Origin of the sequence: Streptomyces sp. NPDC005648 (assembly GCF_040605395.1) — a bacterium.
GTDB lineage: Bacteria > Actinomycetota > Actinomycetes > Streptomycetales > Streptomycetaceae > Streptomyces.
Window position 1 is genome coordinate 62,255 of record NZ_JBEXCS010000041.1, and the last position, 15,577, is coordinate 77,831.

At 70.6% G+C, this 15,577-nt stretch carries 11 protein-coding genes; 5 read left to right on the top strand and 6 right to left on the bottom strand.

The features are described from left to right. Positions 1-14 precede the first annotated feature (14 nt). A complete protein-coding gene (locus ABZT17_RS23540) occupies positions 15-3,059 on the bottom strand; it encodes a tetratricopeptide repeat protein (protein WP_356351535.1) in 3,045 nt (1,014 codons plus the stop codon). A 128-nt stretch (positions 3,060-3,187) separates the two neighbouring features. Here ABZT17_RS23540 and ABZT17_RS23545 point away from each other — a divergent pair, with 128 nt between their 5' ends. Further along, positions 3,188-3,634, top strand: a complete 447-nt coding sequence (locus tag ABZT17_RS23545; RefSeq protein ID WP_356351536.1) for a DUF2690 domain-containing protein — start codon at positions 3,188-3,190, stop codon at positions 3,632-3,634. A 171-nt stretch (positions 3,635-3,805) separates the two neighbouring features. Here the strand turns inward: ABZT17_RS23545 and ABZT17_RS23550 are convergent, their stop codons facing one another. The 3 genes from ABZT17_RS23550 to ABZT17_RS23560 all read right to left on the bottom strand — a co-directional run bounded on the left by ABZT17_RS23550 (position 3,806) and on the right by ABZT17_RS23560 (position 8,941). Then, the gene (locus ABZT17_RS23550; RefSeq protein WP_356351549.1) at positions 3,806-5,209 is read right to left on the bottom strand and encodes a glycoside hydrolase family 76 protein; all 1,404 of its coding nucleotides are present in this window, start codon (positions 5,207-5,209) and stop codon (positions 3,806-3,808) included. A 105-nt stretch (positions 5,210-5,314) separates the two neighbouring features. Then, a complete protein-coding gene (locus ABZT17_RS23555; protein ID WP_356351537.1) occupies positions 5,315-8,221 on the bottom strand; it encodes an alpha-L-rhamnosidase in 2,907 nt (968 codons plus the stop codon). A gap of 321 nt (positions 8,222-8,542) precedes the next feature. Then, positions 8,543-8,941 (bottom strand): VOC family protein, encoded by a 399-nt coding sequence (locus ABZT17_RS23560; protein WP_356351538.1) that lies wholly within the window; start codon positions 8,939-8,941, stop codon positions 8,543-8,545. A 93-nt stretch (positions 8,942-9,034) separates the two neighbouring features. Here ABZT17_RS23560 and ABZT17_RS23565 point away from each other — a divergent pair, with 93 nt between their 5' ends. Both ABZT17_RS23565 and ABZT17_RS23570 read left to right on the top strand, forming a co-directional pair. Then, positions 9,035-10,024 (top strand): YafY family protein, encoded by a 990-nt coding sequence (locus ABZT17_RS23565; protein ID WP_356351539.1) that lies wholly within the window; start codon positions 9,035-9,037, stop codon positions 10,022-10,024. Between the two features lie 179 nt (positions 10,025-10,203). Then, positions 10,204-10,815, top strand: coding sequence for a hypothetical protein (locus ABZT17_RS23570; RefSeq protein WP_356351540.1), 612 nt, complete (start codon positions 10,204-10,206; stop codon positions 10,813-10,815). A gap of 134 nt (positions 10,816-10,949) precedes the next feature. On the opposite strand, the gene ABZT17_RS23575 is transcribed toward ABZT17_RS23570, so the two are convergent. Together ABZT17_RS23575 and ABZT17_RS23580 are read right to left on the bottom strand one after the other, a co-directional pair. Further along, positions 10,950-11,639, bottom strand: coding sequence for a type 1 glutamine amidotransferase domain-containing protein (locus tag ABZT17_RS23575; protein WP_356351541.1), 690 nt, complete (start codon positions 11,637-11,639; stop codon positions 10,950-10,952). An 86-nt stretch (positions 11,640-11,725) separates the two neighbouring features. Further along, entirely contained in the window at positions 11,726-12,319 is a 594-nt protein-coding gene (locus tag ABZT17_RS23580; protein ID WP_356351542.1) for a TetR/AcrR family transcriptional regulator, read from the bottom strand. A gap of 186 nt (positions 12,320-12,505) precedes the next feature. Between ABZT17_RS23580 and ABZT17_RS23585 the strand changes: the two genes are divergently transcribed. Both ABZT17_RS23585 and ABZT17_RS23590 read left to right on the top strand, forming a co-directional pair. After that, positions 12,506-14,329 carry an endo alpha-1,4 polygalactosaminidase gene (locus tag ABZT17_RS23585; protein ID WP_356351543.1) on the top strand — a complete coding sequence of 608 codons (1,824 nt, stop codon included), beginning with the start codon at positions 12,506-12,508 and terminating at the stop codon, positions 14,327-14,329. A gap of 168 nt (positions 14,330-14,497) precedes the next feature. Then, the gene (locus ABZT17_RS23590; protein WP_356351544.1) at positions 14,498-15,493 is read left to right on the top strand and encodes a L,D-transpeptidase; all 996 of its coding nucleotides are present in this window, start codon (positions 14,498-14,500) and stop codon (positions 15,491-15,493) included. The last annotated feature ends 84 nt before the right edge of the window (positions 15,494-15,577 follow it).

Below are 15,577 nucleotides of genomic sequence, written 5' to 3' on the forward strand. Positions count from 1 at the left end.
CCCGGCCGGGGTGCTCACCATTCGCCCAGCGCCTGCCGGATCTCCCGCGCACGCGGGGAGCCGAGCTTCGTGTACAGCTCCAGGGCCTCCCGCAGATGGCGTTCGGCCGGTGCGGGCTTCCCCTCGGTCCGCAGCACGGCGGCCGTTCCGACATGGGCCCGGGCCTGTTCCTCGTACTCCTCGATCCCGCCGGCGACCTCCAGCGCCGCCGCGTGCGCGCCCAGGGCCTCGGCCTCACGCCCGAGCCCGTGCAGCGCCTCGCCGAGGCCGTTGAGAGCACCGGCCTCGCCATAGCGCTCGCCGATGCGGCGGAACAGGTCCAGGGCCTCCCGCTGGTGCCCGGCCGCCTCCTCGTGCCGGCCCAGACCGCTGAGGGCGTTGCCCAGGTTGGTGAGCGCGTGCCCCGTTCCGGACGCGTTCGCCAGCCGGCGAAAGAGTGCCAGCGCGCGCTCGAAGTGCCCTGCCGCGGCCGTGTGGTCGCCCAGCCGTGCCGTCAGGATGCCGAGGTTGCCGAGGGCGCTGGCCTCGCCGACGGGATGCCCCACGCCGCGGTACAGCTCCAGGGCCCGCTCGTAGCGGTGCACCGACGCCTCGAAGTCCTCCAGCAACTCCAGCACGATACCGAGGTTGTTGAGCACGTCCGCCTCGCCGTGCGCGTCACCGACCGAGCGGAACAGCGCGACCGCCCGCTCGTGCTGCTCGGCCGCCTCCCGGTAGCGTCCGCGCAGTTCGTGCAGGACGCCCACGTTGGTCAGGTGCCGGGCCTCACCCGCCGCGTACCCGATGCGGTGGCACAGGTCGAGGGCGGTGTCGTGCAGCCGCTGCGCGCTGTCGTAGTCCCCGAGCCGTCGGTGCACGGCGCCGAGGCAGACCAGGACGTCGGCCTCTCCGCGCGCGTCCCCCACCGACCGCGCGGTGCGCAGCGCGTATGTGTGCACGGTCAGGGCGTCCGTGTAGTGCCCGGACCGCTCGTAGTGGCGGTGCAGGGTCGTGGCGATCCGCACGGTGTGCCCGGACGGGCCGGGTTCCTCGGTGCGCGAGCACAGGGCCACCAGCGTGGGCTGTGCTGCGTCGAGCCAGGCGCGGGCCTCCTCGGCCGTCCGCAGCGGCGGCAGCCCGGTGCCGGGCCGGTCGACGGCGGGACGCAGATGGCGCTCGGCCGGGTAGAGGACGTCCATCGCGGTGGCCGCCGCGGCCAGCGAGTGGTCCAGCAGCCGGGTCACGGCGGCCGTGCGCCGCGCCGCCGTGTCGTGCAGGGCGGCGAGTTCGGCCGCGTACGCCCGCAACAGGTCGTGCATGCCGTACCGGCCGGCGGCGGTGCGGTTCAGCAGATGCGCGCCCGCCAGCACCTCCGACGCCCGTCGTACGGCGTCCACCGACTCCCCGGCCATCGCGGCGGCGGCGTACACGTCCGTGTCGGGGCCGGGGTGCAGGCCCAGGAGCCGGAAGAGCCGGGCGGGCAGCTCGGCGAGGCGGGCGTAGGACCAGGAGAAGACGGCGCGTACGGCGGCCCGGGGATCGTCGCCGGAGTCCAGCAGGTCCAACCGCCGCTGGTGGTCGTGGAGTTCGGCGACCAGACGGGCGAGCGGCTCGGCGGGCCTGGACAGCACCAGCTCCGCCGCCACCCGCAGGGCCAGCGGCAGTCGTGCGCACTGCTCGGCCAGATCGACGGCGACGGAGCGCTCGGCGTCGGCCCGCTCGCCGATCAACGCCCCCAGCAGTGAGAGGGATTCGTCGAGGGAGAGCGCGTCGAGCACCACACGGTGCGCGCCGCTGACCGAGACGAGGGCGCCCAGGGAGTCCCGGCTGGTGACCAGCGCCCGGCAGTCGGGGCTGCCCGGAAGCAGATGCCTGACCTGGGCGGCGGACGCGGCGTTGTCCAGGACCACCAGCAGCCTTCGGCCGTCGAGGGCCGTCCGGTAGCGCGCCGCCCGGTCCTCCAGGCGTAGCGGGATCTCCTGCCTGGGGACGCCGAGGGCGGTGAGGAAACCGCACAGCGCCTGGCCCGCGGACAGCGGCTCGTGGGGGTCGTAGCCCCGCAGGTCGACGTACAGCTGCCCGTCGGGGAAAGCCGCCCGGGACCGGTGTGCCCAGTGCACCGCGAGCGCGGTCTTGCCGACGCCCGCGGTGCCGGAGAGCGCGGCCACGACCGCCGCGGTGGCGCCGTCACCACCGCTTTCCGCGATCAACGCAGCGGTCAGCTCGGCGAGGTGGGCGGCGCGTCCGGTGAACGGCCGTATGTCCATGGGTAACTGGGCGGGGACGGGTGCGGCAGGCTTCGGTGGGACCGGCGGCCGCCTTCCTTCGTCGCGGCTCGCCAGCTCCTCGTAGGCTGCGCGCAGTTCGGGCCCGGGCGGCAGATCCAGTTCCTCGGCCAGTCGCTTGTGGATCTCGGAGTAGACGACGGTCGCGTCGGCGGCCGAGCCGGCGGCCGCGAGAGAGCGCATCAGGACCACGGCCAGCGGCTCGGACAGCGGGTGGTCGGCGAGTACGGCCCGCAGCAGCTCCGGCACCCGCTCCGGGCTGCCCTCTCGCAGACAGGCCCGCGCCCAGACGAGCGCCGCCTCGACGCGCTCCTGGCCCCAGACCGTCCGCATCCGCTCGGCCCAGGCCCCGGGCAGTCCCGGCAGCGGGGCTCCCCGCCACAGCCGCAGCGCCTCGTCGAGCAGGTCCACACGCTCCGCGTCGGGGCACAGCGGCTCACGCCCGCGCGCGACCAGGGAACGGAACCGCGCCAGATCGATGGCGTCCTCGTCCGCGTCCAGCACATATCCGCCGGAGACCTTGCCCAGCCGGATCGACGCCTCACCCGCCGCACGTCCGCCTTCCGCGGCCTCGTCGAGGAGCCGTCGCAGGCGGCTGATGTGGGAGTAGACGACGGAGCGCGCCCCGTCCGGCGGATCGCCGTCCCAGAGCCGGCCGACCAGCGTCTCCACGGGGACGGGCCGCCCGGCGTCCGCCGCCAGCGCGGCGAGGACCGCGCGTCTGCGCGGTTGTCCCAGGTCCACCCCGGTTCCCGCGGCGCGCAGTTCCAGCGGCCCGAGCAGAAGCAGCTTCAACGCCCCTCCATCACAAGATTTTCGCAAGACGGATCCTAGATCGTCATATGAGTGGTCGTCAGGTCGACGGCCGGACCGACTGTCTGCGCGACAGCGATGCCGAAGAGTGTGAAGAGGGGAAGAACCACGTGAAGGTTCGCAACTGGGCCACGTCACTGGCCGTCCTGGGCCTGGCCGCGGCGGGCACCGCGATCGCCACTCCCGCGAACGCGGCCGGCTGCTACGGATCGTCCTGCGAGGGCAAGGACCCCGCCACCTACTGCCAGAGCGACGCCATCACACCCTCCAACGGCGCCATCTGGCTCGGCGCGGCCTATGTGGAACTGCGCTACAGCCCCAGCTGTCGCGCGGCCTGGGCGCGGATCTCGCAGGCCAGCTGGGTCCCGCAGGACCAGCACGCCCCCACGGTCACCGTCCACCGCACCAGTGACGGCAAGGAGTACTCCTGCGCCGTGGCCTCCGGCTCGACGGGCTGCTACACCAAGATGGTCAACGACATCGACGTGAAGTCGTACGCGAAGGGCTTCTACGACGGCGGAGCGCGGACGTGGAGCGGCTCGACCGGTTCCTACTGATCACCCGTCGGAACGAACGCCGTACGGAGGAGTAGCGATGAGAAAACGCCTCATGCCGGGGGTCGACACGGAGTTCGGCCGAGTGCCCGCAGTACCCGGTGCCGTAGGCCGGTGGTGAGCGTCCCTGTCGCGCCGCCACGGGGGAGCGGCGTGACAGGGGCGCCCGGTGCGTCAGGACGCCGCGTTCATCAGGTCCAGGGCGCTCTGCTGGCGGGCGGCGTCCGTGGAGTCGACCGGGCCCGCCCAGTGGAGCCCGTACGCGTCCAGGGCGTTGCGGTCGGCCGCATGGGCGGAGTCGGCCTGGCGGGCGATGTACGAGGTGTAAGGGCGGTCCGGCAGCCGCGAGTTGAAGGCACTCAGCCCACGGATGTACGCCCCCTTGAAGGAGGGCCCGTCGCCCCCGCAGCCGTCGGCCTCGCACGGTTCCCGAAGAATGCCGCCGGAGTTGAGGGACGCGGAGGTGGTCGAGGCGTCCCCGATCTGCCGGCCGGCGGTCAGCAGGGCCGAGTCACCCGTCGCGCGGTACAACTCGGCCAGCCCGCCCAGAAGAACACCCTGGTTGTACGACCATGCCGTCGACCCGTTGTTGCCGCACGTCGACAGGTCGATGCCGTCGTTGACCAGATGCGACCCGTTGATCATGCCGCTCGCCCGGAACCACGACCACTCCGCGTTCGCCCGGCCCAGATAGACGGTGTCGCCGCCGATCCGGTTGTGCAGGGCCGCGTTCAGCTCCAGGTAGAGGGAGTTGGCGATGGCGTTCTTGTACGTCTTCGCCGTGCTCCACCACACTCCGCCGCCGCACGTCGAGTCCCAGTACCGCGCCATGTGGTCGGCGTCGGCACGAGCGGTGTCCAGATAGCGGCTGTCCCCGGTCAGGTCGTACGCGTCCACCCAGGCGAGCCCCCACCAGCCCGTGTCATCGATGTAGTCATTGCGGAACTGGCCGCCCTGAGAACCGAGTTGGCGGTCATAGGTGGTGGAGACGGCGTAGGAGTAGCTGCCCATCCCGGTGACGCGGATGTTGTCGATGACCGCGGTGAGGGCGTTGGCGGAGTTCCACCAGCCGGTGGTGTCGAACAGCCCCGTGGAGGTGTTGTACGACTGCATCAGCGCGGTGGCCGCGGCCGTGGGGCGGCTCCACGCGTTCCAGGTGGTGCGGGCCCATGCCGTGCAGGCGATCTCGTCCCGGTCACCGGCCTTGCCGCAGGCGCGCAGCGCGCCGACGCCGAGACTGTTCCAGTCGTCGACGTTGTACATCAGCGTGCGCCAACCCCGTTGCCCCGCGGGGATGGTGGTGTCGCCCAGCTTGCTGCCCGAGCTCCAGGTGCGGCCCCCGTCGAAGGAGCGGTCGAGCCAGACCTCGTCGGTCGGGCTGCCGTTGGTGATCGAGGCCCAGCCCATCGCGTCGGTGTCGTCGAAGTGGAGGGTGATGCCGCGGGCGTAGATCGTGGTGCTGACGGGCTGCCGGTCGTCCGGGGACAGGGCCGGGTCGCGGGTGTCGCAGTACTTGTTGCAGACCGTCGCGGCGGCGGCGGCCGTACCGGTGGTGACCGGGAGCAGAAGCGCGAGCATCGCGATGAGGATGAGGCCGACGACGCGGACGCGTCTTGGCGTGGGGATCATGCCGAACTCCCTGGACGTGGGGGATGTTGAGGAGGAGCCGGATACAGGCGTTGGTCAGGGCGTGAGGTAGCAGGTCTTGCGCACGCCCGGCAGCGGGTCGGTGCCGAAGGCCGCGGTCGTGCAACTCGTGCCGCCGGTGAAGGACTTGTAGTCGAAGCTGCCCCGCGCGCCGTAGGCCACGGTCCCCAGCCCGCCGAAGGCGCAGGTGCCGCCCTCGTCGGAGCACGCGGTGGCATAGCCGGGCGGGCCACCCGTGGCGGTGTAGCAGGCCTTGGACTCCCCGTGGATCGGGTCGCCGCCGAACGTGGAGTTGCCGCACGGGGTGTCGCCGGTGGCGGTGATCGTGGTGAACGCCCCGAAGGCGCCGTACACGACCGGCTGTCCGGCGGCGGCCGGGCAGGTGCCGCCCTCGGCGACGCAGACGGTGTAGCCGGGAGGACCGCCTGCGGGCGGGAGGTAGCAGGACTTGGCGACGCCGTCGATGGGATCGCCGAAGTGGGCGTTGGCACAGGCGACCGAGCCGCTCGTGACCTGGTGGGCGAAGTCGCCGTTCGCGCCGTAGGCCACATCGCGGTTGTAGCCGGGCACGGAGCAGGCGCCGTTCTCCGCCGCGCACACGGTGTAGCCGGGCGGGCCGCCCGCGTCGGCGACGTAGCAGGACTTCAGGATGCCCGCCGCGGGGTCCCCGCCGAAGGAGGCGCTGGCGCAGGGCGTGCCGCCGGTCACCGTCTTGTACGTGTACGTCCCGGCGCCGTAGGCCACCGAGCGGGTTCCGCTGAAGGAGCAGGTGCCGCCTTCGCCGGCGCACCGGGTGTAACCCGCGCGCAGCGCACCGCTGGTGGCGGGGTCGGCGGGTGCGGGCGGGTCGCCGAGTCCGGAGGCGGTCACGGTGTAGCTGCCCGCGGCGACGCCGGTCAGGTAGACGTAGGTGTCGTCCTGGCTCGCGCCGGTGATCCCGGCGGTGGGGGTGAAGGTGCCGTTGCTCCAGACCGTGGCCCCGTTCACGGCCACGGTGATCGTGCCGCCGGCCTTCGGGACGCCGATGCGGCCGGTGGTGCCGGACGGACTGGTGAGCTGCGCCCAGTAGGTGCCGGCGTTCCGGTCGCGGGACCATGACGCGTTCACGGCGCCCTCGGGCATGGTGATGCGGCCCTGGGCGTTGCTCAGATCGCCGGGGTGCGGGACGAAGCGGTACGAGTGGGCGACGGACTCGGGTGCGATGCCCAGCACGTCGAAGGTGAGCGTGGAGGTGGGCGCCGTGGACCAGCCGTGGGCCAGGCTCATGAACGAACCGCCGTAGGCGAGACCGCCGTCCGCCTTGACGCCCTCCCAGAAGGTGCTGCGGGTGCCGATGTCGCTGTCGAGCATATGGCCCCAGGTGCGCCGGATCTGGTCCAGGGCGGTGTAGTCGTCATTGGCGGCGAACCGGGCGTTGAGCTCCATCCCGCCGGCGAACGGGGAGACGTTGCCGCCCCATTCGGGAGTGGTGGGGCCGTACGCGCCCCAGTTCTTCCCGAGACCCGCCACGACACTCTTCGCCTTGGCCGTGGAGTCGGTCAATCCGTACCAGACGGCGAGGGAGTTGCCGTCCTGCGGATACAGACCGCTGCTCGGGTTGTCCTTGTACATGCCCTTCGAGGCGTCCCACAGAAGGGAGTTGGCCGCGCTTCTGATGGCTGCCGCCTTGGTGACATAGCTCGCGGCGAGCGTGCTGTCCCCCTCGACCGCGGCCAGGGTCGCGCCACCCTTGAGCGCGGCGAACAACAGCGCGTTGGCGGAGATGTTCTCACCCCCCTGTCCGACCCGGGCCCAGTCCTGCGTACGGGTCACGTCGAGCAGGTTGTCGGCGCCGACCTTGCCGAGGATGAAGGCCATCCCGCGCTTGTAGTTCGTCCATTCCGAGTCCAGCCAGGCGCGGTCGCCCGAGTAGGTGTAGTACGTCGAGGTGCCCAGCAGGGTCCAGGTGTGGTAGGTGTCCGACCCGGTGAGGTTGAACGGCGGCCCCGACCACGGGATCTCACCCTCCGCCGACTGCGCGTCGTACATCGTGGTCAGCGCGTTGCGGGTCGAGGTGAGATCGCCCGAGTAGGCGTACTGCGTGGGTACGGCGATGCCCAGGTCCCCGGGCCACACCGTACGGTCGCGCTTGGCACCGTCGACCAGGACGGAGTCACCCACGCCGACGGTGGCACCGTTGTCCCACTCCGACGCCGGCGGGGGCCAGGCGCGGCCCTGGTCGGAGGCGATGGTGTCGAGCTGGACCGTGTAGGCCCCGGCGTACCAGATTCTGTTGAGCAGGTCGTCGCTGGAGTGGAAGTAGTTGGCGTAGTCGGCCGGGTCGGACTTCCCCGGAGCGGCGGTGAAGTCGAGGCTGACGCCGCTCAGATCCACCCATCCCGAGGTGTCGAGGAAGACCGTCAAGTAACGGAAACCGCCCCGTAGTCGAGCGGTGGGCATGGTGTAGGTGCCGCCCGCGGTGACCGCGGTGTGGAGAGCCCCGTCCTCGCCGCCCCGGCCGCTGCTCAGGTCGCTGTTGGCGCCCACGTACAGCGACGACTCACTGAAGGCCAGCCCGACCCGCTGACCGCTGTCGCTGGTACCGCCGAAAGACAACGTTGCCAGGCCGCCGACCTCCTTGCCGAAGTCGAGCGTGACGGAGGACCCCGAGCCGGAGATCCGCGTCGGCTGCCCGCTCAGCACGTTCTGCGGGTTCGCCACGGAGCCGGAAGTGGCGTACACGGCCGTCGGCTTGACGGTGCGGGAGGTCGGCGAGTAGTTCAGCGCGTCGGCCGCCGCCTGAGGGCTCGCGCCCGAAACGGCCGGCTCGGCCATGGCCGCGGGGGAGGGCCCGCCGACGGACGGCACGACGGCCGTCACCAGGGCGGCGAGCGCCACGGCCACGGCGAGGCCGAGCGGGCGCCGACGGCGGGGGAGCCGGTTCGACGGGGGACGGCGGCGCATGGGGACCTCCCGGTGAGGTGCGGTGACATGGTGGGCTGGCTGAGTTGAGATCTGAATCGATTCAATTCCTTCGGTCGCTACGGCCTGGGCCCTGAAGGGGGATGGAGGGTGAGGGAATGGTGAGCCTGTGAGGCGCCCGCCGAAGTGGCACTGATGATGGGCGCCTCCCAAGTGCGTGTCAACCCATCGGGTTCATTGTCAACTCAACGGCACCAGAAGCGACTTGAGGCATTGACAGACTCTGCTCGTAACGATTCACTGCCCGGGAAAAGGTATGAACCAATCGCAGGGGTCCGGCTGTCCGGCCAGGTGTGCAAGCGGTCAGCGTGCGAATTTCTCGATGGCGGCGGGCGTGACGGGGGTGAAGAAGTTGACGAGGTTGCCGTCGGGGTCGCGGAAGAGCAGGGAGCGGTTGCCCCAGGGCATCGTGGTGGGCCCGGCGACGAAGTCGGTGACGAAGCCGGTCAGGTTCTGGTGGACGCGGTCCACGTCGTCGACGAGGAATTCGGTGATCACGCTGCGGTTGTCCGCCGGGCGCGCGGAGCCCGGGGCGAACAGCGGGACGGTGCGGGTGCCGGCGATCGCGAGAGTGGCGCCCGCTGTCCTGAGTTCGGCGAAGTCCTCGGTGGCCCAGGTCGCCTGCGCCCCTGTGGCCCGCTCGTAGAACTCGACGAGGCGTGCCACGTCGCCGGTGATGATGCGGATCGAGACGAAGTCCATGGGAATCTCCTTGGCCGTGCTGAAGGCGTGCATGTCGCAGGCTAGGAGAAATAGGGGACAGAATCGGTCCTGTATGGGCGCTAGGCTGCGAACATGCCCCGACCCACCGGCCGCGTGCTGACACTCCTGGAACTACTGCAGTCGGGCGGCACCCGCACGGTGGCCGAGCTCGCCGACCGTCTCGGCGTCGAAGGGCGCACCGTACGGCGGTATGTGGACCACTTGATCGACCTGGACGTGCCCGTGGAGTCGGTGCGCGGCCGCTACGGCGGGTACCGGCTGGCTCCCGGGTACCGACTGCCCCCGCTCATGCTCAGCGACGACGAGGCGCTGGCCGTACTGCTGGGCCTGGTCGCGGGCCGCCGGGCGGGGCTGACAACGACGGAACGCACGGCGAACGAGACGGCGTCGGCGAAGATCCGGCGTGTGCTGCCCCAGCGCATCGCCCGCCGGCTCGACACCCTCCTGGAAGCGCTCGCCTTCACGGATCAGCCCGGCGAGCCGGACCACCCGGACGCCGGGGTCCTGCTCGCCGTCGCCGACGCGGTGCGCCACCGCCGGCCGGTCGCCGTCCGCTACACCGACCGCGACGGACGGCGCAGTGAACGCACGCTGCACCCCTGCGGGATCGTCGCCCATGGCAGCCGGTGGTACGTCACGGGCAAGGACCCGCAGGTCGACGAGGACCGGACCTTCCGGCTCGATCGCATCGCGGACGTGCGGACCCTGCCCGGCTCGTTCGAGGCGCCCGAAGGTCCCGGTCCGGCGCAGCGCGTGCTGTCCGGCTTCGCCACGGCCGAGTACCGGTATGAGGTGACCTTGCGGATCCACGGGACCCCTGAGCAGATCCGCGCCCACCTGCCGGGCAGCGTCGCGAGCCTTGCGGAGCACGAACCGGCGGCCGCCCGGGACCCGGCGGCGGAACGCTGGCTGCGCGTGGAGCTACGGGCGGAACGGCTCGACTGGTTGCCTCCGGTACTCGCGGCACTCGACCGACCGTTCGTCATCGAGCGCCCCACCGAACTCCGCGAACTCGTCATCGCGCTCGCGGATCGCCTCACGTCCCGCGCCGGTCAGGCATGAGGGTGAGGAACCGGGGTGGGGAATCGGACCCCGCGGACTGCCGGGTTGCCGGGTTGCCGGGTCAGGACGTTTGCCTCTGCGTGAGCCTGTCCAGTCTTCCGCTGGGACCTCACACCGGCGCACGGCACGGACGGCGCCGACGGCCCGGGAGGTTGACGGTCGTGGAGCCGCAGATCATCGTGAGTCTGGCGTCAACGGGAGTCGCCGGGGTGGCGGTCGCCGCGAGCCTGGTGACGGCACTGCTCTCCCTGCGCGCCCAGCGGGAAAACACCCGCGCCACGCTCGACGCCCAGGAGCGGCTGGCCGCCGTGCAGGAACGCGCGCTCCAGGAGCGATCACACGCTCAGGACCTACGCGACAAGCGAGCAGGGCCGTATCTCGCCTTGATCGAGTGGGCCGTCCAACTGCTCGGAGCGCTGGACGAGTTGGATGAAGTCGCCAAGCCGTTCCTGTCGGTCGAGGAATGGAACATCGACCCAGAGGTCGACAACCTTCTCGACCTCTACGCCTCCGACCTCATCCACGTCCGCTACGCGGCCCTCCGCGGCAAGCTCATCGGGCTCGTCGCCGCGGACGTCCCCCGGCTTCCGGAGTTGGTGACCTGGACGGAGTCGGACGGAGAACTCGGCGAGGTCCGTGTGGAAACCGGACCGGCATACGGCGACTGGGCCGCCCGAGCGGAGGCGCGCAGGCCGTTGATGGACGACGCCATCGACCTCATCGCGCAGGTCCGGGCCGAACTGCAGGGGAGAACCAGTCGCGGATACTTCATCATCCTGCGGTTGTCCTAGAGGGTCCGGGAGTGATTGCCGCTCGGTGCCGGCGTGGGAGCGCCGGCCAGGGTGGCCGCCCGGGGCCGCCCGCGCCGAGCCGGCGTGGAAGGCCGGCTCGGTCACGCGCCTGCGGAGCAGGAGGGCGCAGACGCCTACTCGCCGCCCTTGTCGACCAGTTCGATCAGGGCGTCGGCTGCCGGAGCCGAGGACGCCGGGTTCTGGCCGGTGATCAGCAGGCCGTCGCGCAGGACGTAGGGCTGCCAGTCGTCGGTCTTGGAGTAGATGCCTCCGAGCTTGCTGAGTTCGTCCTCGACCAGGAAGGGGACGATGTTCGTGAGCTGGACGGCCTCCTCCTCGGTGTTGGCGAAGCCGGTGACCCTCTTTCCTGCCACCAGCGGGCTGCCGTCCTCGTTGACGGTGTGCCGCAGGACGCCCGGCGCGTGGCACACCAGCGCCACCGGCTTGCCGGAGCGGAGGGTGGTTTCGATGAGTCGCGCGGAGTCGGTGTCCTCGGCCAGGTCCCACAGGGGTCCGTGTCCGCCGGGGTAGAAGACGGTGTCGAAGTCGCCGGCCGAGACCGAGTCGAGGCGCACGGTGTTCGCCAGTGCGTCGCCCGCCTCGGCGTCGGCCTCGAAGCGCCGGGTGTCGTCGGTCTGGAATCCGGGTTCGTTGCTCTTGGGGTCCAGCGGCGGCTGTCCGCCCTTCGGTGAGGCGAGGGTGATCTCCCAACCGGCCTCCTTGAAGCGGTAGTACGGCGCCGCCAGCTCCTCCAGCCAGAACCCGGTCTTGTGGCCGGTGTCTCCCAGCTTGTCGTGCGAGGTGAGAACGATCAGAACCTTCATGACACACTCCTCATGTAATTAGACCAGTCTACTAGTCAGAGATGCAACGAGGCCTCCTGCTTGTGGCCCCTTTGCGGATGTCCTCTTTACAGATGCAGCAGCTTGCGGGTCACCGTGGTGACGGTGTCGAGCGGCTCCAGGCTGCGGTGGATCTTGGCCATGACGCTGGCGCCGAGCCACATGTCGTACAGGGCCTGTGCGACGACTCGGGCCTCGCCGTCGATCGAGAGGGAGCCGTCCTCCACGCCGTCGGCGATCGTCCGCTCGATGCGGTCGACGACGGCGCTCGTACCTTCCTTGAGGGCCAGGCGCATCGACTCGGACAGGTCCGCGACCTCGGCGCCGAGCTTCACGGCCAGGCACTTGCCCTGGCACTCCTCGACGCTCTGCGTCTGGCGCCACTGCTGCCAGTAGGCCATCAGCCGCTCGGCAGCCGACTCGCCTGATGGGGCGAGAATCCCGTCCATGTCCGTGAGGTAGTCCGCGAAGTAGCTCTGCAGGAGCGCCTCGCCGAAGGCGTCCTTCGAGGCGAAGTAGTGATAGAAGGACCCCTTCGGTACGCCGGCCTCCGCGAGCACCTCATTGATACCGACAGCGGAGTAACCCTTGCGGGCCATGATCCGCTGGGCGGTGTCGAGGATGATCCGACGGGTGTCTGTGTTCCGTGTGGTGACCGGCATGGGTGAAACCATAGCATCGAGTAGACCAGTCGTCTAGAGCCGCCCCATGCGACACGTCGACAGCTTGTGGTCGCTCGCGCGCGAGGCGGTCCACGGGGCCCGGGGAAGGGATTCGGGCGAACACGGTTTACTCTGCTGCCCCTGAACAGCTTTTCGAAACCCAGCACTTGGGAAAGGTGTCCCGCGATGTCGCTGAGCCCCGGCGATCCGGAGTCCATAGGCGGCTATACGCTCACCGACCGGCTCGGCAGCGGCGGCATGGGCGTGGTGTACCTGGGCAGTTCGGACTCGGGGCGGCGGGTCGCGGTGAAGCTGGTGCATCCGGCGTATGCGCAGGACGAGGAGTTCCGGACGCGCTTTCGCCAGGAGGTCGCCGCGGCCCGCCGGGTGAGCGGGGCGTTCACGGCTCCGGTGGTGGACGCGGACCCGGACGCCGTGCAGCCGTGGATGGCCACGCTGTACGTACCGGGCCGCACCCTGGCGGACGTCGTCGCCAAGGACGGTCCCTTGGGCGGGCGCGAACTGCGCGTCCTGGCCCTGGGGTTGGTCGAGGCGCTGCGGGACATCCACCGGGCCGGTGTCGTCCACCGCGATCTCAAGCCGAGCAACGTCCTCATGGCCGAGGACGGACCGCGTGTCATCGACTTCGGCATCTCGCACGCGGTCGACAACGAAGCCCTCACCATGACCGGCCGGTTGATCGGCACCCCGCCCTTCATGTCCCCGGAGCAGTTCGTCGCGCCACGGGACGTCACCGGGGCCTCGGACGTCTTCTCGCTCGGCTCGCTCCTGGTGTACGCGGCCAGCGGCAACCGTCCGTTCGACGCGAGCAGCCCGTATATGACGGGGTATCAAGTCATGTACGAGGCGCCGGACCTGGACGGGGTCGCCGAGCCGCTGCGGGGCGTCGCCGCACGCTGCCTGGACAAGGACCCGGCCGCCCGGCCCGAACTGGAGGAACTGCGCGATCTGCTGCGGGCGTTGCCGGACACCGTTCCGCCGTCCGTGACGCCGGCGTCCGTCGAGGCGGCACCCCACCACCGGGTGCCGCGTGGACGGCCCGTTCCACCGGGTGCCGCCGAGGGCGGGACGAACGGCGCCGGCGGGGGAGAGGACAGCACCCGGATCCGTGACGGACGCCGAAAGCGGCGTGTTCTCGTGGGCCTCGCCGCGGCGCTGGCCGTCAGCGGGGTGGGCGTCGCGGTGGTGAAGGCGGGAGCGGACCGGAACGACTCCGCCCAGTCGCCCACGGCCCCCACGTCCCGCGCCGCGACGTCGCCGTCCGCGCCCGCCTCCCCCCAGGTGACCCTGCCGCCGAAGCACGTACCGTGGGACTACCAGATCGGCGGGGTGTATCCCGTGCCGTCCGGCGTCCAGGTGGTGAGCCGGGATCACGACGACGAGCCCGCGCCGGGTGCCTACAGCATCTGCAACATCAACGCCTTCCAGGCCCAGGCGGACGAGGAGCGCGACTGGGCCCCCGACCTGTTGCTGCGCGGCGCGGACGGGAAGGTCGTCCATGACAAGGAGTGGGACGAGGCGGTCCTGGACATCCGCACCGACGCCAAGCGGCAGCGTATCGCCGCCAAGCTGAACGGCTGGATCGACGAGTGCGCGGCCAAGGGGTTCAAGGCCGTGGAGCCCGACAACTACGACACCTTCACCCGCTACCCGTCGTACCTCAGGGCGGGCCAGGCGGAGTCGCTGATGAAGTTGCTGTCGGCGCACGCTCACGGCAAGCACCTGGCCATCGCGCAGAAGAACGCCGTTGAACTCGTGGCCGACCGTGCCTCGGTGGGTCTGGACTTCGCCGTGGTGGAGGAGTGCGCCGAGTGGAACGAGTGCGGTTCCTACGCCGAGGCATTCGGCGACAACGTTCTCGTGGTCGAGTACACCGCGAAGGGTTTCTCCAAGGCGTGCTCCGCCTGGGGCGGCACCCTCAGCGTCGTCCGGCGCGACTCGTTGCTCGTGCCCAAGGGATCGAGCGGCTACCTCCGTCAGACCTGCTGATGTCCTGAGCGGTTCTGACCTCACCGTCCGTGATGGAGTGTCGCGTTGCGAATCTTGGAGCACGCTTTACGTGCCGCACGGAACTTCCGACCGCCCTGTCGTTGTCTGACAGGAAGTCGGGAGAAGGCCGGGCCCGTCCGGGGCCCGGGCGAGAGAGTGAGGCAGAGCGTGGGACGGCGCAAGGCTGGTGGCATAGGTGTCGCACTGGGCACGGTCGCGATGCTGGTGGGTGTGACTGCCTGTGGCGGAGGCGGGGGAGGCGGCGACAAGGCGAGCGGCGACGACGCGAAGACGTCGGGCAAGTCGAGCGCGAGTGCCTCTCCGTCGCCGACGAAGCCCGCGGGTCCGCCGATGCTGCTGGACACGATCACCCCGCAGACCGGAACCACGGTCGGTGTGGCGATGCCGATCTCGGTGATCTTCACCAACCCGGTGGCCGCCAAGGCGCGGGCCACGGTCGAGAAGCACATGAAGGTCAGCGCCTCGCAGCCGGTGGCCGGTGCCTGGCACTGGATGGGCGACCGGCGCGCCGACTGGCGGCCGAAGACGTTCTGGCCGTCCGGTACGACGGTGAAGATCGACGCCGACATGACGGGCGTCAGCAACGGCAACGGACGCTACGGCGTACACAGTTACACCCACACCTTCAAGATCGGCGACGATGTGCGCGCCGATGTCTCGGTGACCGGCCACACCATGAAGGTGACCCGCAACGGCAAGCTGGTGCGGACCCTGTCGATCAACGCGGGCAGCGCCCAGTTCCCGACGTGGGACGGCACGATGGCCGTCATCGACAAGCAGGAGAAGGTCCATATGACCTCCTGCAGCGTGGGCATCAGCTGCGACAAGAGCAGCCCCAACTACTACGACCTCACGCTGCCCTGGGACATCCACCTCACCCAGTCCGGTACGTATGTGCACTACTCGACCGGCGACCCGTACCCGGGCAGCGGCAGCGCCCGCGGTTCCCACGGCTGTGTCCATCTGTCCATGGCGGACGCCAAGTGGTTCTACGGCCAGGTCAAGCAGGGCGACCCCGTCACCATCACCGGATCGCCCCGCGGCAAGGCCCCGGCCGACAACGGCTACGCCGACTTCAACCTGAGCTGGAGCGAGTGGCTCACGGGCAGCGCTTCGGGGGAGGCGACCACCGCGACCCTGTGACGCGCCGCCGAGGGGGTGACCCCCTGGCGCCCGCCGTGATCGCCGGCATGTCCTGAGCGGGGGCCGTCGTCCCGTACGACGGCC